This is a genomic window from Haloechinothrix aidingensis, from assembly GCF_013450155.1.
Taxonomy (GTDB): domain Bacteria; phylum Actinomycetota; class Actinomycetes; order Mycobacteriales; family Pseudonocardiaceae; genus Haloechinothrix; species Haloechinothrix aidingensis.
Genome location: NZ_JACCKD010000006.1, coordinates 145246 through 164359, shown reverse-complemented (window position 1 = coordinate 164359; position 19114 = coordinate 145246). Strand labels below are relative to the sequence as shown.

Genomic DNA, 19114 nt, shown 5'->3' with positions numbered 1-19114 from the left:
CTACTGACCTCCGAGCAGCTGGCCGAGCATGGACTGTTCCTGTTCCTCCGTCAGACCGGTCGCCTCGCCGTCCGGCGACGCGTCCGCCCCGTCGTCCTCGCCTCCGTCACTGTCTTCGGGACCGATCGGAGGTGGCAGCGTCGCTCCGGGAAGCGGCGTGTCCGGCACCACCTCCTCGGCCTCCGGCGCACCCGGGATCGCGCCCAGCCCCGTGGTTCCCAGGCCCCGGGGCGAGGAGACCACGGCGGCGCGGAAGTAGTGACTGAGCCCGTCGTAGCCCGAGGTGCTCAGCGACCAGCCCCGGACGAACTCCATGAGGTTGTCGAGCCGCTTGCTGAGCGCCTCATCCATGAGCGTCCTGCCGTGCGCGGCGACTCCGCGCAGGTCCTCGCCCGCGGGCTGGAGGGAGTCGAGCAACGGCTCGGCCTCGTCAAGCATCCGCTCGGCCCGCTCGAGAACCGGCGTCAGCGACGCCAGCGCGGGATCGACGGCGTCGGCGAAGCGGTGCAGCTCGCCGGCGACGTCGTTGAGGTCACCGGTCACCGGGCGCAGATCAGCCAACGTCGGTGTCGCGTCCTCGGACACTCCGGCGACCCGTGCCAGCGTCCGTTGCGCGTCCGCCAACGTCCCCGGCAGACGTTGCAGCGCCGCTCGCGTCTCCGCACTCCGCCGCGCGACCGTGGACAGCGTCAGCTCCGTCGAGTCCACCAGGCTGTCCAGTGTCTCGCCGCGGCCGTCCGCCAGCGCAGAGACGGCGGGCTGGACACTGTCGACGAGGTCCGTCAGCAGCTTGTTGTGCTCCCCGAGGATCGCGGCGAGCTCGTCCGTCTGCCGCATGGCCGGTTCCAGCGCCGCGATCCCGTCCGCGATCTGCTCGCCACGACCGTTGGCCGCCTCGCCCAGCGTCGTCAGAAGGGCGGCGAGCGCCGTTCCCGTCGGGTCGTCGACCTCGTTGAGGATGTCCTGCAGATCGACCACGCGGCCGGTGTTGTCCTCTGACAGCACCAGCGAGCCCTCAGCCAGCGGTTCCGAGCCCGAACCACGTTCCAGCTTGATGTAGCGCTCACCGAACAGGTCCTTCAACGTGATGGTGGCCCGAGCGTCCCGGTAGAGCGGCAGGACGGCGCGGTCCACGCTCATCACGACCTTCGCCCGCTCGTCTTCCAGCTCGATGGAATCGATCTCACCCACCGTGACACCGGACGCCTTGATCTCGTTACCGGGCACCATCGGGCTGGCATCCCCGAACCACGCGGTGATGGTCACGTCGTCCGTATCATCGGCCACGCCCGCAGTGGCCAGCACGACAGCCAGACCGGCAACGGCAACCATCGTCGCGATGCGGGCGCCCCGTGATCGCATCGTCGTCATCGCATCTCACTTCCGTGCGCATCGGTCCACGGCTGGTCGACCACTTCACCGGGTGGGGGTTCCTCGACAGACATCGGAGGCGTTCCCCCTGGCGGCTGGTCGTTCATCGCGGCGAGCCCCGCCTGGGCCAGCCCGCCCAGCCACACGTGGCCCTGCGAGTCGTAGGAGGCGTAGTCGCGTCCCCAGTTGTTGACCCAGCCGACTGCCTCCGGCATGTACGGGCGCAGGTGCGCCACCGCGGGATGCAGCTTGTTCATCGTGCGTGTCACCTGCGGGAGTACGCCGTGCGCCGAGTCGAGCAGGCCCGGCGTGTGATCCAGGAGTACCTGCGTCGCCTCCAGCGTCGGGCGCAGTTCCGCGACGCTCGGCCGCAGTTCCGACAGCACCGGACTCAGGTTGCGCGAGACCGACGTGAGCCGCTCGCTCGCCGGGCCGAAGTCCTCGAGCAACGGGACCGCCGCGTCCACCGCTTCGGGGACGTCGTCGAGCGTCTCGCGCGCGGCATCGAGAGTCCCGGGGAGCTCGCCGAGCCCCTCCGCGACGTTCTCCCGCTGTTCTGCCAGTCGATCCGTGGTACGGGTCAGGTTCTCCACCACGCCGGAGACATCGCCGTGTTGCTCGGCCAGCACACCGAGCATGTCCTCGAGCTGCTGCACCAGCCGCCGGATCGCGGGCCCGTCCTGCCCTACCGCGTCGAGCACTTCACCGAGTGCCCGAACGGCCGGTCCGGCGCTGGCCAGCGTCGCCTTGAGCTCCTCCTCGTTGCCGTCAACCGTCCGGTTCAGCCCGCGCAGCAGCGACGTCAGTTCCTCCCGCGTCTCCTCGTCCAGCGCAGCGAGAACCTGATCCACCTCGATCTGCGTGACCTCGCCCTCGTACATGGCACCGGAGGGGATCTCCGCGTTGTCGGCCGGACCCGGATCGACACTGAAGATCCGCTCACCGAGCACCGACTGCCACTCGACTCGCGCCGACGTCCCCTCGTGCAGCGGTGCGTGCGCCTCGTCGAGCGCGGCAGTGACGATGGCCTTGCCGTCGCGAACCTCGAGGTCACGCACCTCGCCGGCCTCCTGCCCGTCGATCCACACGAACGAGCCTTCGAGCAGTTGCGCTGCCGACGGCACGACGAAGTCGACCTCGTAGTCGTCCTCGGACGCCAGCGACGTGGCTGCCACGCCCCCGAGCACGCCGACCAGCACTCCGCCTATCAGCAGGGATCGCTTCCACATGTCATTCCATTCCCAACGGGCCGACCGAATCACCGGAGAGAAACTGCCGAACGAACGGATCCTCGGAGGCCATGGCCTCTTCCACCGGTCCGTAGTACACGAGCCGGCCCTGCCACAACACGCCTACGTAATCGCTGACCCGACGTGTCGTATTGATGTCGTGCGTGACGACCACGTACGTGCCACGGTGCTCCCGGTGCATCTCGACGATGAGATCGCACAACAAGCTCGTTCGCACCGGATCCAGGCCGGAATCCGGCTCGTCGAAGAGAAGTATGTCCGGGCGCATCACCAGCGCGCGGGCGAATCCCGCGCGCTTTTTCATACCGCCGGATATCTCGTTCGGCCGCTTCGTGGCCGCCCCGCTCAGACCCACCTCCGCGAGCCGGTCCGTCACGATATCGCGAATCTCCGACTCCCGCATCTCCGTATTTTTCCGAAGCGGGAAAGCGACGTTGTCGAATATGTCCATGGAGCCGAACAGCGCGCCGTCCTGAAACAGCACGCCGAACCGCTTCCGCATCTCCGAACGCTCACTCTCGCTCAGTGACCATATATTGTTGCCGAATACGTTGACCTCGCCGCGGTCCGGCTCCAGGAGCCCGACCATGTGCTTGAGAAGCACGCTCTTACCCGTGCCCGACGGACCCAGAATCGTCGTCACGGCGTTGTCGACGAAATCGATGTTCAAGCCACGTAGCACGTCAAACGTGCCGAACGACTTGTGCAGGTCGGTGACCTCGACCGCGTGACCGTTCGCCTGCGCGGACGCGCCGTCCCCCGGCCACCGTTCGCCGGCGTCCGACGGCACGGGCGGATCCGCCTCTCCGACACTGCTCACCGCATCGGGCATAACAACCTCCCAGTGATTCCTGGATGCTTTCTAGTTCCCGATAGGGATTACCACGTTTGTTCCGTAGAACAACTGGAACATGGCTCCCGCTCCGAGCAGGTTCACCATGACGAAGTTGAACGCCATGGATCGCGCCGTATTCTCACCGACACCTACCGGACCACCACTCGCGGTGTAACCGTAGTAACACGCGATGATGATGGCGAGCAGCGCAGTAATCATCGCCCAGAGCATCGACCGAACGAACATGTCCCCAGGGGTCGTAAACGCCCAGAACACCGAGTTGTAGCCGCCTACGGATACGGTTTTCAGTATGATCACGTTCGTTATGTAACTGCCGACGAAGGCCCACGAGAAGCCGGTGACGAACAGGAACGGGAACGCGATGATGGAGGCCCACACACGCGTACCGACCAGGAACGTCCTGGACGGTACGCCCATCACTTCCATGGCGTCGATTTCCTCGTTGATCCGCATCGCGCCGAGTTCCGCCACGATCCCGCAACCCACCTTGGCCGCGACGATATAGCCGAAGAAGACACACGAAGTACCCTTGAGTGTCGCGGCCGCCGTGACGAATCCGATGTAGGCCTGCGCGCCGATCGTCTCCAGGAAGTAATGGCTGACCTCGGCCACCATGACACCGCCGGTGAACACCAGCATCCAGACGACGACCGAGCTCGACAGGATCATGATCGCGCACTGGCGTATGATCTCGGTAGGAAAACGCAGTGCCTTGGGAAGCTCGACGATGGTACGTACGGTCCACTTCGAGACCAGCGCGATTTCCTCCAGATACCGTTGTTGCGCACCATCCGTAGCCGGTTGCGCGTCTCGAGTATCGGCGGACCGGTCGCTGACTGCTGTCATGAAAGCACTCCTGTTAGCGCGATACGGTCATCTCGGGAACGGTTGCGAGCAGCACCATGTTGAACAGGACGCTGACGATGAATACGGCTAGTACCGAAATGACGATCGCCTGGTTGACGGCACGTCCCAGACCTTCCGCTCCGGACGTGGCCCGTAGACCTTTGCTCGCGCACACGAATCCGATGATCAGACCTATCAGGATCATTTTGACCGCGTTGGCGAATATCTCGGGAACCGAGATGTTCATCATGAACTCGGTAAGGTAGGCGGCCTGCGACGTTCCACCGAGCAACGTTGCGACGAAGTAGCCTTGAACGACGATGGTCAGGATTCCGATAATATTGACGACCCAGGTCACGATCGCCAGCCCGATCACCCGTGGAAGCACGAGCATGCGCACCGGATCCTGTCCGAGAACCCGCAGCGCGTCGAGCTCCTCCCGGATCTTCCTGGCACCGATCTCGGTCGTCGTCGCGGTGCCCACCACACCGGCCACCACACTGCCCGCGATGAACGGCGCGATCTCCCTGATCAGGATGGCCACATAGATGGGCCCGAGGCGGTTCGGCGCGCCGAGGATCAGGAAGATGGACACCGCGAAGACCGCCAGCAGCATCCCGTAGCCGAGCATCGCGAAGATGCCGGGAACGATGGTTTTCTTCAACAGGTCGTACGTGTCGTCACGGACATCGCCCCAGTACCCGCGCGGTTCGCGTACCGCTGTCCGGATCGTCTGGCCCGCGAGTACCAGGGGCCCACCGACCTCCGTCGCGATGTTGCGTAGCGGGCCGGGAAGCGACCGCGTGACGGACCGAAGCCGGTTCCCGCCCGCACCGCGCGTGCCGTCGTCGGCGAGCACGGTTCGACGATTCGCCGGGGAACCGCGGTGTTCAGACATAATGGGGGCCTCGGTATTCTGACTCGTGCCAGCGAATCAGGACGTTCCCGTACCCGTCTCCGCCGCCGGTGCGCGAGTCCTCCGATCCGGGAGTGGAACCGCACAGCGGCCGGAATTGCGTCGATCCAATTCTCCGGCACAGTGAAAGCGCTTCATTCATTGCTGCCACAGTCGACAAGGCGCGGACTCCGTTCCGGGTCGGGCCGTCAAATGCTGGCTACGGCACTCTCTGATGTTGTTCGTAGTCTAGGTGGGGCCACTATCGGCGTCATTAGCAAAATCACAGAACCGGAGCACGTGAACTAGTGCACACTGCCAGCTCTTCCGGGAACCGCGACGAACTCGTGACCGGCTAGCTTTCCACCGGTTCGCGAGAACGGCTGCCCCGTACACCGATAAATCACCGAGCGGTGCGTATCCGGCCCGAAAGACGGCAAGCCCGGGGACGGCGGTACTCCACCTTCCCCGGGCTTGTTACCGGATGAGCCGTGATGGGCGCACCGGACGGCGCGCCCATCGCGAGCCTCACGCCGCGCTTTCATCCTGTTTCCGCAGTGCCTGCAGCACGGCGAACGGAGTGACCGGCAACTCGTTCACCGGGGCGCCGATCGCATCCGCCACGGCGCATCCGATCACCGCCGCGACCGGGACGATCGGGGGCTCGGCAGCCCCCTTGGCACCCAACGGCCCGTACGGGCACGGATTCTCGAGGATGGAGATGTCGATCGGCGGTGTGTCGGCCGCGATCGGCAACCGGTAGGACTCGAGGTCGTCGTCGACGACCTGGCCGCCACGTACACGCAGGTCCTCGTACAGCGCGTATCCCAGCCCCTGTACGACACCGCCCTGAATCTGCCCTTCGATCATCTGCGGGTTGATCGCACGCCCGACGTCTTGCACGACCGCGTACCGCAGGACCGTGACCTGGCCGGTCTCCGGGTCGACCTCGACCTCGGCATGGTGCGCGTGATAGGTCGCGGCGGTGAAGTGCGTGAACAGCGCTCCGGTCATGCAGCCACCGTCGAACTGCTCGGGAGGGGCGACGAACCCGCCCGACGCGATGATGGGACCGCTGGTCATCGACGCGGTCGCGGCTATGGCCGCGAGTCCCACCTGACGATCGGGCACCCCGTGCACATGCACGGAACCATCGGCGAGCTCGAGATCCTCCGGCGCCGCCTCGAGCAGGTCCGCCGCGACATCCAGGATCTGTTCCCGCACCTTCTTCCCGGCGTCGATCGTCGCGTTACCTGCGCCGAAGGTGGTCCTGCTTCCCTGCGCACCCAGGTCATATCCCCCTGTATCGGTGTCGGGCGATGTGACCAGCACGTCATGGAAGTCCACCCCGAGCTCGTCCGCGACGAGCTGACGGACACCGGTCGCGACGGCCCCGCTACCGATCTCGGTGGCGGCACTGGCGACCGTAACGGTGCCGTCCTCGTTCAGCTTCACGCTCGCGCTACCGGCCCCGGGGTTCGTCAACCAGGTAACGGGCACGATCGCGTGACCCCGGTACGGTCGCTTACTCGTCTCGAGCTGCTGCCACGGTCGCATGTTCTCCAGCTCATCCATCGCCTGCTGGAGGAACGGGCCATCGACCTCCTGACCGTTCACCATCACATCGCCCGACCCCATGAGGTTGTGCCGCCGGATGTCGCGCCGGTCCATACCGAGTTCCCGCGCTATGTGGTCCAGGTGCATCTCCTGGGCGAAGACACAGTACGGGCCGTTGACGCCACGGAACGCCGCTGTGGGCGGGGTGTTGGTGTAGACGACCTTGCTGACGTAACGCGCGTTGGGAACCCGGTAGGTGCTGCCCAGCACGAGCGATGCGACATTGGCGCACGCCACCGTCTCGCCGCTGCTGTTCGCCCCGTTGTCCGCGATGATCTCGCCTTCCTGGGCAAGGATGGAACCGTCCCTTGCTACCGCCGTCCGGAGCCGGACGATGCCGCCCTCCCGGGGCGCGCAGGTCCGCAGCTCCTCGCTCCGCGTGTTCACGATGCGCACGGGACGCCCGGACTTGCGCGCGAGAACACACGCGAACGGCTCGAGCATGATGTCGAGCTTGCCACCGAATCCTCCGCCGATGGCCGGTACGACCACCCGCACGTCGGACGGGCGCACGCCGAGTAGCTCCGCCGTTCTGCCGCGTACGTTGAACGGGAACTGCGTCGGCGTGTGCACGATGTACCGGCCTTCTTCGTACCGGGCCACCGCGGCATGCGGCTCGATAGAGTTCTGATGCTGCCGCTGCGTACGGAACTCGTCCTCGACGACGCGATAGGCCTGCTGGAACGCGGCGTCGACGTCGCCCTGTTCGATACGCGACTCCCACGCGAGATTGCCGGAACGTGGTCCCGGCACGATCGTCTCGTAGTTCTCCCAGTCGGGATGGATCAACCGCGCACCGTCGGTGAGCGCGTGGTCGGGATCGAGCACGGGCTCATGGGGGTCGAGGACCACCTCGATCGCCGCGAGGGCAGCCTCGGCCTGTGCCTCGGTGTCGGCGGCGACCGCCGCGAGAGCCTCACCGGCGTACCGGACCTCGTCCTTGGCGAACAACGACTGGTCCTTCAGCACGAAGAACATTCCGGACAGTCCGGGCGCGTCCACCGCTGTCGCGATGGCGCGCACGCCCGGCATGCTCGCGGCAGTGGACGTGTCCAGTGTGACGATCCGTGCCGCCGGGAGCGAGGAACGCAAGACCTTGCCGGTCAGCGCACCCGGCTCCGTATAGTCCATCCCGTAGCGTACGGAACCGCGAACCTTTCCCTCGCCGTCCGCGCGGCGAACGTTCTTTCCGACCGCCGTCATCGCCGGCCTCCCGAATCCGCGGCGACACTCGCCGCAGCCTCGACGAACTTGGTATACCCGGTGCAACGGCAGATGTTCCCGGTCAGCGCGGCGCGTACGTCGTCCTCGGTTACATGCTCCGCGCATTCGAGTAGCGCGGTGAGCGTCATCGCAACGCCGGGCACGCATGCCCCGCATTGCACCGCCCCGTGATCGAGCAATGCGCTCTGCACCGCGGTGAGTGGCTCGTCCGGCCTGGCGAGCCCTTCCACTGTTCGCACGTCACTGGAGTCGACGTTGGCGAGCGGGTACAAGCACGAGACGACCGGTGTCCCGTCCACGAGCACGGTACACGCTCCGCAGCGACCCTCCCCGCAGCCGAGCTTGGTCCCGGTGAGCCCGAAGCTTTCTCGCAGCACGGACAGCAACGATGTCATCCCCGCGACATCCGCCTCGACCTCGATGGGTTGGCCGTTCAGGGTAAATGCGTAGGTCATGGGGCGCTCCTAGATCGAATCGTGGGACAGGCGGTGTGCGACGCGGCGGATCAGCGACGGCAAGACCTCGCGGCGGTACCACGCGGGCGCGTCGAGGCCGTCCCGTGCCACGCACTCCATCGCGGCCTCTGTCGCGGCGGTCTCGATCGCGGTCGCATCACCGATGCGGTGCCCGATCAAGGCCGCTTCTGCCGCATGGCACAGCCGGGCTACCGGCTCCATGCTGCCGACGGCGAGACGGGCCGCGCGCACCACACCGTCGTCGACGTCGGCCGACAGCGCGACGTTGAGGATCGGATACTCCCCGGAGGAGCGCACGGTCAGGCGTTCGAACGCCGACACCCGGTTCCGCGGCGCGGGTAGGTGCACCCGGCTGATCACCTCTCCGGGCGGGCGCTGACCGCGCACCGGGAGGTACCGCTCCAGGCTCATCCGCGAGGTTCCCCCCGTCGTGTACAGCTCGACCTCCGTACCGGCGGCCAGCAACGCCGGGACGAGGTCGGCTTCGGCGAACCCGAGCGCGCGGATGTTCCCGCCGAGCGTCGCTACCGCCCGAACCTGCGGGAACGCGGACTGACGTGCGGCCTCCCGAATGCAGGTCAGGGCCGGGGGGCCGGTGAGCCCGGCAAGGCGGGCATGCGTCAGCCCGGCACCGAGAACGACCTCGTCCCCGATGGTCAGCTCCCTAAGTTCCGGGATCCGGCCGAGCGAAACGTAGGATTCCCGCAACGAGTGGCCGCGCGCGGGGGCCCGCATGACCCACGTACCGCCACCGAGGGCCTCGCCGCCCGTACCAAGCTCCAGCAGCATGCGCGCTGCCTCGTGCAACGTCGTAGCGCGATGCACGTCCGCGGTCGCTACTGTTCTCGTCATTCGGCCACCTCTTTCTCCGGCACCACTGAGCTGTGCGATCCGACCGGGAGTTGCTCGAAGGGAACGAAATCCTCGTCGACGCCGAATGCCGACGGACCGAAGACACGCAACGCCTCAGGGGTCCGCATCATCTCCGGTGTGGAGATGGCGAACACATGTACACGATTGCCGTAGCGGAGCGACTCCGCGGTGATCGGTTCTCCCGTCTCCATATGGAGCACCGTGACCAGGTCGGGAACGATGGCCCTCGTCCGGCCGTCGACCTTGGCCAGTAAGAACTCGTTCTGGAAGTCGATCGTGCAGCTCGCGTCGCCGTCGAACGCCGCGATGGTCGCTCTGCCTCGGGTGAAACCCTCGACTGTGCGGCGATCCACATCGACGACCTTGCCGGTGAAGATCACGTCCCCGCGTTCGTAGAGGGTATCGGCGAGCGCGTCCTTCAGCGCCCCCATCGGGTCGCGGTGTTGTTCACGCGCCTCCCGCAGCGTGCGTCCGAGGGCAAGGGCAAGCGACAGCGTCCCCGGTATGGCGGTCCGCCTGATATCCGCGCCGCGCATCCCGTACGCGGCGATATGGCTCACGCCACCCATCTGAACCGTGAGCACGCGTGCCCAGTTCTCCATCTTCTTGTTGTCGCTGCCGGTATCCACGATCGCCGTGTCTCCGCGTTCATCGGCTATCGCCAGCGGCGGACCGTCGACGCCGTACACCGCGAAGGTCTCCATCTGCAGCTCCGGAAACGCCCGTCCCATGCCATCGGCGTCCACAACGGGGATTCCGTGCCGCGCGGCGACGAACAGCGGGATGGTCGAGTTGATACCACCGGACTCGATGGGCATGGTGGCGGTAGCCCGTTGCCCGGTGTGCGCTTCGAGCGCGCGCAGGGCGTCGATCGCTTCGGTTCCCCCGGGGAGCCGCTCTACCAGCACGCTCGGCGCTCCCATGAAAGCCGTCGGGACGACGTAGTCGTCGTCGTCGAGCTCGTCTGGGCTGACGATCGTGACGCTACGCCCGTCGCGAAGCGCCTCGGACACCAGAGTGCGACCGATCGACGGGTCGCCACCACCGCCCGTGCCGAGTAGCGCGGCGCCACGGACCAGGTCCCGAAGGTCGTCACGGGTGAGTTCGAATGCCATGATATGTGCCCTTTCCCGGGTACGTCGGCGTCACATGTTCCCGGTCGATGAAGTCAGTCGTCCTGCAGGCTCAGGTCGCCTACAGCCTTGACACGGATGCGCGTAGCGTTGCCCGGCAAGTACGCGATCGGGAACTCTTCAACCTCGACGATCTCGACGGTTCCCGGCTCCGCACCGGCAGCCACCGCACTATCGGCAGCCTCCTGTTTGGCTTCGTCCAGTACGGCGTCACGGCGCCCCTGATCCACCGCGAATATCCGGTCCACCTCGCCCCCGATCTGGGCGATCGCCGCCCCGATGGCGTTGGCTACCGAGTAGTGGTCGGGACGGAGTACCTTCGGAGCGTCGCCCAGCTCATCGGGAAGGATGATGCTTCCTCCGCCGACAAGGACCACCGGCAGGGGTGCCGGACTGGTTCGCATCCGGTCCACAAGGCCCGCGACCTCGTCGGCCATCAGGGCCAGGCCTTCCCGCACGGTCGCGTCGTCCACGTGCCGCACGGCGTCCGGATCGCCCACCGTCGCCATGCCGCCCGCGACAGCGAGGTCGGTCGCTGTCGTGGTACGTCCACCGAAGACCAGCGCCTCCTCGCGGATCCGGTAACCCACGCTGTCCGGTCCGACGGTGACCCGACCGTTCTCCGTGCGAACCCGGCTACCGCCACCGATACCGATGGACAGCACGTCGGGCATGCGGAAGTTGGTGCGCACGCCACCCACGTCGACCTCGGATGTGGCCTCGCGGGGAAACCCGGACTGCAGTATGCCGACGTCGCTGGATGTCCCTCCGACATCGACGACAGCACATGTATCTAATCCGGACAGAAAGGCCGCGCCACGCATGGAGTTCGTCGGCCCGGAGGCGAAGGTCGCCACGGGGTACTTGCGTGCGAAGTCGACATCCATGAGTGTTCCGTCGTTCTGGCTGAGATAGAGCGGAGCATGGAAGCCGGCTTCGGCCAGCGTCGAGGCAAGTCCGGTGCACACGTGGTCGGCAAGCTCGCGCAGTGACGCGTTGATGATCGTCGCGTTCTCGCGCTCCAGCAGCCCCATACGCCCGATCTCATGGGACATACTCACGTGGACACCCGGTACACGGTCGGCTACCAGTGAGGCCACTTCGCGTTCCATCTCGGCGTTGACCGGACTGAAAACGGAGGATATCGCTACCGACCGCACGTCATGGTCGGCGAGCTGCCGGGTGACGGCATCCAGCTCCGCCCGGTCGAGCGGCGCGATCAGGCTGCCGTCGAACTCGTGACCACCGTGGCAGACGTAGGCCGTGCCGTTCATGGCCGTGACCAACCGTTCCGGCCAGTCCACCAGCGGAGGCAGCGCCGCTGTCGCCGGGAGTCCGAGCCGGATGACGGCCGTCGAGCACAGCCGGTTGGCCTCGACGATGGCGTTGATGAAATGGGTGGTCCCGATCATCACCGCCCGCACGCGCGACGGTTCGAACGGGTGCTGCCGCTGCAGATCGTCGATGGCGTCGACGATCCCGCTCGTCACATCAGCGCTTGTCGTCGCCTTCGACTCGGCCAGCACCGCCGCACTGTCCAGCAGCACCGCGTCCGTATTCGTGCCACCGACGTCGATACCAATGCGCATCCTGTCACCTCACCCCGCCGTTGACCCTGAACACTGTCGCGCCTGTTGATACCGAATGGACCATCGAAGGCCGTTCCCAGGAACATGTCAGTACCGACGCTTCGTTGCACGTTTTATAGACATGAAAAGACATATAATGATCTGGTTTCCGAAGAATACGATCGCGGGATTTTCCGGGCTTCCGTAACGATTACCCGTAGCCTAAGGTCGCGTATCCGCCCTGTCATTGGCCAAAAGACAGAAGCGAGCCGACACGGCTAGTGCACAGCGCCAACCCGTGCCGGTTACGGCAGCGTCCCCCCTCCAGCGGCTCACGACTACGTAGGTATGACCTGGGTAGTTCACCGGATGTGCCGGGATACTGCCGCCGTCAAGCTGTACTCGGTTGAACGCAACGGACCAGCGACCGGTTCGGGGAGGATTGGCCATGCCGATCGGTTCCGTTCCGCGGCCACGCCCTCACTGCCTGCGGCCCACGGTACTCACGTCCCGCCCCGGTGGGACGCCAACGGCGACATCTCGGCACCCGGCATCGCCACCACGCCGGGTTCGCGGGGTTGCCGTTCGACGTCGAAGACTACGAAGGCATCGTCACCATCAATCATCCGAGGAGATCATGGCCATGTTCGCCGAGTACCCGCTGAACGGGATCCCCTGCGCGGTCTGCGGTCAGCCGGCTACGACATTCATCCCGACGGTCGCCGTCCTGCACGAGCACGGATGGTGCCGGACGGGATCGAGCACGGGACCGGCCGTCGGTGCGGAGCCGGCTACGCACGCGGCACAGCCGGCACGTCACGGGGCACGAACAGCGCGGAGGAGAAAGCAGGCCGCGTGATCGCTACCGATCGTGACGGTCGTGGTTCGTCAGCGCCGGGCGTCGCCGCCCGGCGCTGACGAACCACGATTCACCCGACGCTCGCCCGGGAAGCGGCATACAGGGTGGTGCGCCGGTGCAGGGTGCGCCCCATGTTGCTGACGAGGGCGGCAAGGTGGTCCTCGTCGAGGGTCTGTCCGTGGCTGGCGCCCGCGGCGCGGCTGATGTTCTCGTCCATGAGTGTGCCGCCCATGTCGTTGACGCCTGCGGCCAGGAGTTGGGCCGCTCCGGTCGTGCCGAGTTTGACCCAGGATGCTTGGATGTTGTCGAGGTGCCCGTGGTAGACGATGCGCGCGATGGCGTGCATGAGGATGACCTCGCGCCAGGTGGGTCCTCTGCGGGCCGCTTGTTTGAGGTAGAGGGGGGCGGCCATGTGCACGAAGGGCAGGGGGACGAACTCGGTGAACCCGCCGGTCTGACGCTGGAGGGCGCGGGTGCGCAGCAGGTGACGGGCCCAGTGCCGGGGATCTTCGACGGTGCCGAACATGATCGTGATGTTCGACGCCAGCCCGACGTCGTGCGCGGTGCGGTGGGCGTCGAGCCATTGGTCGGTGGTGATCTTGTCGGGACAGATGATCGCGCGAATATCGTCATCGAGGATCTCGGCGGCGGTACCGGGAAGCGAGCTCAGTCCCGCGTCGCGCAGGCGGGTGAGGTAGTCGGCAAGGGGTTCGCCGAGGCGCCGTGCGCCTTCGGTGACCTCGAGAGCAGTGAACCCGTGGATGTGGAGCCCGGGTGCGGCTTCGCGGACCGCGCGGATGACGTCGAGGTAGAAGTCGCCGTCGAACTCGGGATGGATGCCGCCTTGCAGGCATACTTCGGTGGCACCGAGTTCGGCTGCCTCGCTGGCGCGCCCGGCGATGTCGTCCAGGGAAAGCAGGTAGGGACTGCCACGCAGGTTCAGCGACAGCGGACCCTTCGAGAACCCGCAGAACCGGCACTTGAACGTGCATACATTGGTGTAGTTGATATTGCGGTTGCGGACATAGGTCACGGTGTCACCGACAGCCGCGACGCGCAGCTCGTCCGCGAGTTCGGCCACGGCAGCCACCTCGGGACCGCGGGCGGCGAACAGCGTGACGATCTCGGACTCGCCCAGTTCCTGGCCGGCACGTGCGCCTGCCAGCACCTCGCCCACCGCACCTGTGGCGCGGGGGGTACCGGGCAGCAGAACGGGCGTGGCCCGGTCCGCACCGGCGTACCAGGCGGTTGAGCGGCGGCCGGAAAGCTCGACCTCGGCGCCGGTGCCGGCGTTACGGGCCTCGGTGTAGCGTTCCGGCAGGTGGATACCGGCATCGTCGCGGGCCAGCGCCTCGGCGTCGCTGCGATCGAGTACCGGGAAGCGCAGGTCCGGGTCCAGCCACCGCTGCGGGTCCCTGGCGTACTCGGGGTAGATGGTCAGCCGGGGTGCCAGCGTGTGGCCGGCGGCCTCGGTGACGCTGCGCAGGTGCTCCAGTTCGGGCCAGGGGCGTTCTGGGTTGACGTGATCGCGCGTGACCGGGGAAACCCCGCCCCAGTCGTCGATGCCGGCATGCAGCATGGAGCCGAGCTCGTCGGAGAGGTTGGGGGGCGCTTGTACGTGGATCTCGGCCGGCAGCACGAGCCGAGCCAGCGCGATCGTCCGGAGGAACTCGTCCCGCGGGCAGGCCGGGGCGTCGCGCATGGCGGTACCGGCTTTGGGCAGGAAATTCTGCACGATCACTTCCTGCACGTGCCCGTAGCGGCGGTGGGCCGCGGCGATCGCCTCCAGCCCGGCCAGCCGGTCGGCCGCGGTCTCACCGATGCCGACCAGGATGCCGGTGGTGAACGGAATCGCCAGCTGCCCAGCGTCCTCCAGGGTGGCCAGCCGCCGCTCGGGGTCCTTGTCCGGCGCTCCGCGGTGCGCTGCCAGATCGTCACGCAGTGACTCCAGCATCATGCCCTGGCTCGCGGTGACCGGACGGAGCATGGCGAGCTCGTCGGCGTCCAGCGCGCCCGCGTTGGCATGGGGCAGCAGCCCGGTCTCGGACAGCACCAGCCGGCACATCGCCGCGAGGTACTCCACGGTCGAGCCGTAACCGTGCTCCGCAAGCCACTCGCGTGCGGCCGGATACCGCAGCTCGGGCCGTTCCCCGAGGGTGAACAGCGCCTCGTGGCACCCGGCCCGGGCACCGCGTTCGGCCAGCTCCACCACCTGGTCCGGACTCATGTACGGCGACTCGACCGCGCCGGGGGCGGTGGCGAACGTGCAGTAGCCGCACCGGTCCCGGCACAGCGTGGTCAGTGGGAGGAACACCTTGGGCGAGTAGGTGACGCGGGAACCGACGCTGCGGTCGCGGATCTCCCGGGCGGTGGCGGTGAGCCGATCCAGCGGTCGTTCCAGTAGCCCGGTGTTGCCGTTCATGCTCGCGTTCCTTCCCATTGGCGGAGTTTGGGTGCGACGTCGGCGGAGAATTGTTCGAGGAATCGGTGCTGGTCGTGACCGGGTCCGTGCACGACAAGGTGGGTGAACCCCGCCTGGAGGTAGGGTTCGATCGCGCGCAGGGCCTCGTCCGGGTCCGCGGCCACGATCCAGCGCTGCCGCACCTGCTCGATCGGTAGTTCGTCGGCCAGCCGTTCCATCTCCTCGGCGGTGGTGACCGAGTGTTTCTGCTCGGCAGTCAGCGACAGCGGCGCCCAGAACCGGCAGTTCTCCAGGGCCCGTTCGTAGTCGCGGTCGTAGGAGATCTTGATTTCGATCATGCGGTCGATGCCCGCGGCGTCCCGCTCGGCCGCTGCCGCGCCTTCCTCCACGGCGGGCAGCAGCTTGTCGGTGTAGAGCTCCATACCCTTACCGCTGGTGCAGATGAACCCGTCGGCGGCGCGGCCGGCATAGCGGGCGACCATCGGCCCGCCCGCGGCGACGTAGACCGGCACCGGGGTCTCCGGCCGGTCGAAGATGCTGGCGTGGGCCAGCGTGTAGTAGTCGCCGTCGAAGGTGATGTCCTCGTCGGTCCACAGCTGTCGCATCAACCGCACCGACTCGCGCAACCGGGCGAAGCGTTCCTTGAACTCCGGCCACTCGCGGCCACTGACGGCCACCTCGTTGAGCGCCTCGCCCGTGCCGACACCGAGCATGACCCGGCCGGGATACAAACACCCCATGGTCGCGAAGGCCTGGGCCACCACCGCGGGGTTGTAGCGAAACGTCGGCGTCAGCACCGAGGTCCCCAGCTGCACGCGGCGGGTGCGCTCGCCCACCGCACTCATCCACGACAGCGCGAACGGCGCGTGCCCTCCGGTGCGGCGCCACGGCAGGAAATGGTCCGAGACCACCACGCTGTCCAGCCCCACCTCCTCGGCAAGCACCGAATACTCCACCAGGTCGCGGGGTGCGAACTGTTCGGCTGAGGCCTTATACCCGATCTTGAGTGGCATCGCAGGCTCCCTTCAGGTTGGCATCGACACCGCCCGCTGCGGCAGCGGGCGGTGTGCGGTGTGCGTGGGTGCGGTAGTGGTTCATCAGGCCGTGGGTGGAGCTGTCGTGCCGCGGCTGCGGGTGCGCGGCACGCAGATCGGCCAGCACGTCACCGGCCAGAGTCTTGCCGAGCTCCACACCCCACTGGTCGAACGGGTTGATGCCCCAGATCCAGCCCTGGGTGAAGGCCTTGTGCTCGTACAGGGCGACGAGCTGGCCGAGCGTGTAGGGCGTCAACCTCGGCAGCAGCACCGTGACACTCGGCCGGTTGCCGGGACACACGCGGTGCGGGCGCTGCCAGGCAGGCACGCCCGCAGCGGCGAGCTCGTCGGTGGTCCTGCCGAAAGCCAGCGCCTGCCCCTGGGCCAGAAGGTTGGCGACCAGCATGTCGTGATGCTCGGTATGATCATGCGCGGGCCGGCACACCCCGATGAACTCGCACGGCACCAGGCAGGTTCCCTGATGCAACAGTTGGAAGAACGCGTGCTGACCGTTGGTGCCAGGCTCGCCCCACACCACCGGAGCGGTATTGCCCTGCACGGGCCTGCCGGTACGGTCGACGGACTTGCCGTTGCTTTCCATCTCGAGCTGTTGCAGGTACGCGGGAAAGCGCGACAGCCGCTGATCGTAGGGCAACACCGCGTGGGCCGTCGTACCGAAATAGTTGCGATACCACACCCCGAGCAGCCCCAGCAGCACCGGCAGGTTGCGTCGCAGCGGTGCGGAACGGAAATGTTCGTCCATGCTGTGGGCGCCGGCCAGCAGCCGGTGGAACTGCTCGGGCCCGATGGCCAGCATCAGCGACAGCCCGATCGCCGAATGCAGCGAGCAACGGCCGCCGACCCAGTCCCAGAACTCGAACATCGCCTCGGAAGCGATACCGAACGCGGCGACCTCGTCGCGGTTGGTCGAGACCGCCACGAAATGGTGCGCGACCGCGTCGGCATCGCCGAGCGCGTCGACAAGCCACGCTCGTGCCGTACGCGCATTGGTCAGTGTCTCGGCGGTGGTGAACGTCTTGGAGGAGACCACGAACAGGGTGTGGGCAGGATCCACCCGCCGTAGCGTCTCGGCGAGGTCGTGACCGTCGATGTTGGAGACGAAATGCACCTCGATCCCGCCGCTGACATCGGCCGACAACGCCTGATAGGCCATCGCCGGGCCGAGATGGGACCCTCCGATGCCGATGTTGACCACCGACGTGATCCGTCCCCCGGTGTAGCCGCGCCACTGCCCGGTGCGCACCCGATCCACGAAGGCACCCATGCGATCCAGCACACGATGCACCCGCGAGATCACGTCGTAGCCACCCACCGTCAACGTCGTGTGCGCGGGCGTGCGCAGCGCGGTATGCAGCGCCGGTCGCGCCTCGGTGCAGTTGACGGGCTGCCCGCTCAGCAGGTCCTGGATGCCTTGCTCGAGGTGTCTCTCCCGCGCCATCCCGGCCAGCAGGTCGATCGTCTCGGCCGTGACGTGCGTCTTGGCATAGTCCAGATACAACCCGTCGTACTCGGCTACCAGCTCCGAGCCGCGCCCGGAATCGGCTGCGAACAACTCCCGCAGGTGCCTGCCGCGCATCGCGTGATGATGCACCTGCAACCGCGCCGCGGCCGGCCCGGCGTCCGGCCGCATCATCAGTGTTGCCTTTCCTGATGCCCGCCGAAGGCATGCCGCATCCCGGACAGCACACGATCGGCATAACCCCGGCTGCGCCGCGAGCTGAACCGTTCGTACAACGCCGCGGTCAGCACGTACGCCGGCACCCCCTCCTCCACCGCCGTCTGCACCGTCCAGCGTCCCTCCCCCGAGTCGGCCACATGCCCGGAGAACCCCTCCAGCTGCGGGTCGTCCCGCAGCACCCCGGCCGTCAGATCCAACAGCCAGGAACTGATCACACTCCCCCGCCGCCACACCTCGGCGATACGCGCGACATCCAGCTCGGAACCATCGACCTCGGCGTCGTCCGGCCGCACCCCGGCGCCGCCCCCGGTAGCGCCGTCGCCGATACCGGCTCGCTGCAGGATCTCCAGCCCTTCGGCCAGCGCGGCCATCTGACCGTACTCGATACCGTTGTGCACCATCTTGACGAAATGCCCCGCCCCCGCGGGCCCGCAATGCAGATACCCCAACTCGGCCGTATCGACGCCGTCGACCTGCCCGTTCGACTGCGCCCCGGCTGCCCCGTCCATGCCCCCTGGGGCCAGCGCGCGAAAGACCGGATCCAGCCACCGCACCGTCACGGTCTCCCCACCGATCATCAGGCAAAAACCCCGCTGCAGCCCGTACACCCCACCGCTGGTGCCCACATCCACGAACCGGATCCCGGCGACACCGAGCTCACGGGCTCGCGCAACCGAATCGCGATAGTAGGAATTGCCGCCATCGATCACCACATCACCCGGATCCAGCAACCCGGCCACCTCGTCCAGCACGCTGCCGGTGCGCTCGACCGGAACCATCAACCACACCACCCGCGGTGTGGCCAGACCGGCCACCAGCTCGGCAAGCGACGACGCCGTGCGGGCCCCGTCGGCCCGCAACGGCTCCACCGCCTCAGGGACCGAGTCATACACCACGCACCCGTGCCCGGCCCGCGTCAACCGCCGCGCCAGGTTCGCGCCCATCCGGCCGGCCCCGACCATGCCCACCTGCATCGCCATCTCCCAACTAC

The 19114-nt window shown here is 67.0% G+C and carries 15 protein-coding genes; all 15 read right to left on the bottom strand.

Annotated elements, in window-relative coordinates:
• Positions 1 to 1371 carry an MlaD family protein gene (locus H0B56_RS16740; RefSeq protein WP_180894027.1) on the bottom strand — a complete coding sequence of 457 codons (1371 nt, stop codon included), beginning with the start codon at positions 1369 to 1371 and terminating at the stop codon, positions 1 to 3.
• Positions 1368 to 2600 (bottom strand): MlaD family protein, encoded by a 1233-nt coding sequence (locus H0B56_RS16735; RefSeq protein ID WP_180894026.1) that lies wholly within the window; start codon positions 2598 to 2600, stop codon positions 1368 to 1370. The genes H0B56_RS16740 and H0B56_RS16735 overlap by 4 nt, the downstream gene beginning before the upstream one ends.
• 1 nt (position 2601) lies before the next feature.
• Entirely contained in the window at positions 2602 to 3453 is an 852-nt protein-coding gene (locus H0B56_RS16730) for an ABC transporter ATP-binding protein (RefSeq protein WP_180894025.1), read from the bottom strand.
• Between the two features lie 30 nt (positions 3454 to 3483).
• Positions 3484 to 4323 carry an ABC transporter permease gene (locus tag H0B56_RS16725; protein WP_180894024.1) on the bottom strand — a complete coding sequence of 280 codons (840 nt, stop codon included), beginning with the start codon at positions 4321 to 4323 and terminating at the stop codon, positions 3484 to 3486.
• Positions 4324 to 4336: 13 nt separating this feature from the next.
• Positions 4337 to 5182: an ABC transporter permease gene (locus H0B56_RS16720; RefSeq protein ID WP_180894023.1), complete on the bottom strand. Its 846-nt coding sequence runs from the start codon at positions 5180 to 5182 to the stop codon at positions 4337 to 4339.
• Between the two features lie 564 nt (positions 5183 to 5746).
• Positions 5747 to 8038: a xanthine dehydrogenase family protein molybdopterin-binding subunit gene (locus tag H0B56_RS16715; protein ID WP_180894022.1), complete on the bottom strand. Its 2292-nt coding sequence runs from the start codon at positions 8036 to 8038 to the stop codon at positions 5747 to 5749.
• Positions 8035 to 8514 carry a (2Fe-2S)-binding protein gene (locus H0B56_RS16710; protein ID WP_180894021.1) on the bottom strand — a complete coding sequence of 160 codons (480 nt, stop codon included), beginning with the start codon at positions 8512 to 8514 and terminating at the stop codon, positions 8035 to 8037. The genes H0B56_RS16715 and H0B56_RS16710 overlap by 4 nt, the downstream gene beginning before the upstream one ends.
• A 9-nt stretch (positions 8515 to 8523) precedes the next feature.
• Entirely contained in the window at positions 8524 to 9387 is an 864-nt protein-coding gene (locus H0B56_RS16705) for an FAD binding domain-containing protein (RefSeq protein WP_180894020.1), read from the bottom strand.
• Positions 9384 to 10523 carry an S-methyl thiohydantoin desulfurase family protein gene (locus tag H0B56_RS16700; protein WP_180894019.1) on the bottom strand — a complete coding sequence of 380 codons (1140 nt, stop codon included), beginning with the start codon at positions 10521 to 10523 and terminating at the stop codon, positions 9384 to 9386. Before H0B56_RS16700 ends, H0B56_RS16705 begins: the two co-directional genes overlap by 4 nt.
• Positions 10524 to 10576: 53 nt before the next feature.
• Positions 10577 to 12130 (bottom strand): hydantoinase/oxoprolinase N-terminal domain-containing protein, encoded by a 1554-nt coding sequence (locus H0B56_RS16695; RefSeq protein WP_180894018.1) that lies wholly within the window; start codon positions 12128 to 12130, stop codon positions 10577 to 10579.
• Positions 12131 to 12612: 482 nt separating this feature from the next.
• Complete coding sequence (locus H0B56_RS23285; RefSeq protein WP_281373673.1) at positions 12613 to 12735, bottom strand: hypothetical protein; 123 nt, start codon at positions 12733 to 12735, stop codon at positions 12613 to 12615.
• A gap of 303 nt (positions 12736 to 13038) precedes the next feature.
• Positions 13039 to 15390: a bifunctional FO biosynthesis protein CofGH gene (locus tag H0B56_RS16690; RefSeq protein WP_219632835.1), complete on the bottom strand. Its 2352-nt coding sequence runs from the start codon at positions 15388 to 15390 to the stop codon at positions 13039 to 13041.
• Positions 15387 to 16403 (bottom strand): glucose-6-phosphate dehydrogenase (coenzyme-F420), encoded by a 1017-nt coding sequence (fgd, locus tag H0B56_RS16685; protein ID WP_180894016.1) that lies wholly within the window; start codon positions 16401 to 16403, stop codon positions 15387 to 15389. The genes H0B56_RS16690 and fgd overlap by 4 nt, the downstream gene beginning before the upstream one ends.
• Positions 16381 to 18078, bottom strand: coding sequence for a glucose-6-phosphate isomerase (gene pgi / locus H0B56_RS16680; RefSeq protein ID WP_219632834.1), 1698 nt, complete (start codon positions 18076 to 18078; stop codon positions 16381 to 16383). Before pgi ends, fgd begins: the two co-directional genes overlap by 23 nt.
• Positions 18078 to 19103, bottom strand: coding sequence for a phosphogluconate dehydrogenase (NAD(+)-dependent, decarboxylating) (gene gnd / locus H0B56_RS16675; RefSeq protein WP_343063927.1), 1026 nt, complete (start codon positions 19101 to 19103; stop codon positions 18078 to 18080). The genes pgi and gnd overlap by 1 nt, the downstream gene beginning before the upstream one ends.
• Between the last annotated feature and the right edge of the window lie 11 nt (positions 19104 to 19114).

Bases quoted from the DNA above. Each gene is read 5' to 3' on its own strand.
- H0B56_RS16740 (WP_180894027.1), bottom strand. From the start codon at position 1,371: ATGACGACGATGCGATCACGGGGCGCCCGCATCGCGACGATGGTTGCC.
- H0B56_RS16735 (WP_180894026.1), bottom strand. From the start codon at position 2,600: ATGTGGAAGCGATCCCTGCTGATAGGCGGAGTGCTGGTCGGCGTGCTC.
- H0B56_RS16730 (WP_180894025.1), bottom strand. From the start codon at position 3,453: ATGCCCGATGCGGTGAGCAGTGTCGGAGAGGCGGATCCGCCCGTGCCG.
- H0B56_RS16725 (WP_180894024.1), bottom strand. From the start codon at position 4,323: ATGACAGCAGTCAGCGACCGGTCCGCCGATACTCGAGACGCGCAACCG.
- H0B56_RS16715 (WP_180894022.1), bottom strand. From the start codon at position 8,038: ATGACGGCGGTCGGAAAGAACGTTCGCCGCGCGGACGGCGAGGGAAAG.
- H0B56_RS16710 (WP_180894021.1), bottom strand. From the start codon at position 8,514: ATGACCTACGCATTTACCCTGAACGGCCAACCCATCGAGGTCGAGGCG.
- H0B56_RS16705 (WP_180894020.1), bottom strand. From the start codon at position 9,387: ATGACGAGAACAGTAGCGACCGCGGACGTGCATCGCGCTACGACGTTG.
- H0B56_RS16700 (WP_180894019.1), bottom strand. From the start codon at position 10,523: ATGGCATTCGAACTCACCCGTGACGACCTTCGGGACCTGGTCCGTGGC.
- H0B56_RS16695 (WP_180894018.1), bottom strand. From the start codon at position 12,130: ATGCGCATTGGTATCGACGTCGGTGGCACGAATACGGACGCGGTGCTG.
- H0B56_RS23285 (WP_281373673.1), bottom strand. From the start codon at position 12,735: ATGATTGATGGTGACGATGCCTTCGTAGTCTTCGACGTCGAACGGCAA.
- H0B56_RS16690 (WP_219632835.1), bottom strand. From the start codon at position 15,390: ATGAACGGCAACACCGGGCTACTGGAACGACCGCTGGATCGGCTCACC.
- fgd (WP_180894016.1), bottom strand. From the start codon at position 16,403: ATGCCACTCAAGATCGGGTATAAGGCCTCAGCCGAACAGTTCGCACCC.
- pgi (WP_219632834.1), bottom strand. From the start codon at position 18,078: ATGATGCGGCCGGACGCCGGGCCGGCCGCGGCGCGGTTGCAGGTGCAT.
- gnd (WP_343063927.1), bottom strand. From the start codon at position 19,103: ATGGCGATGCAGGTGGGCATGGTCGGGGCCGGCCGGATGGGCGCGAAC.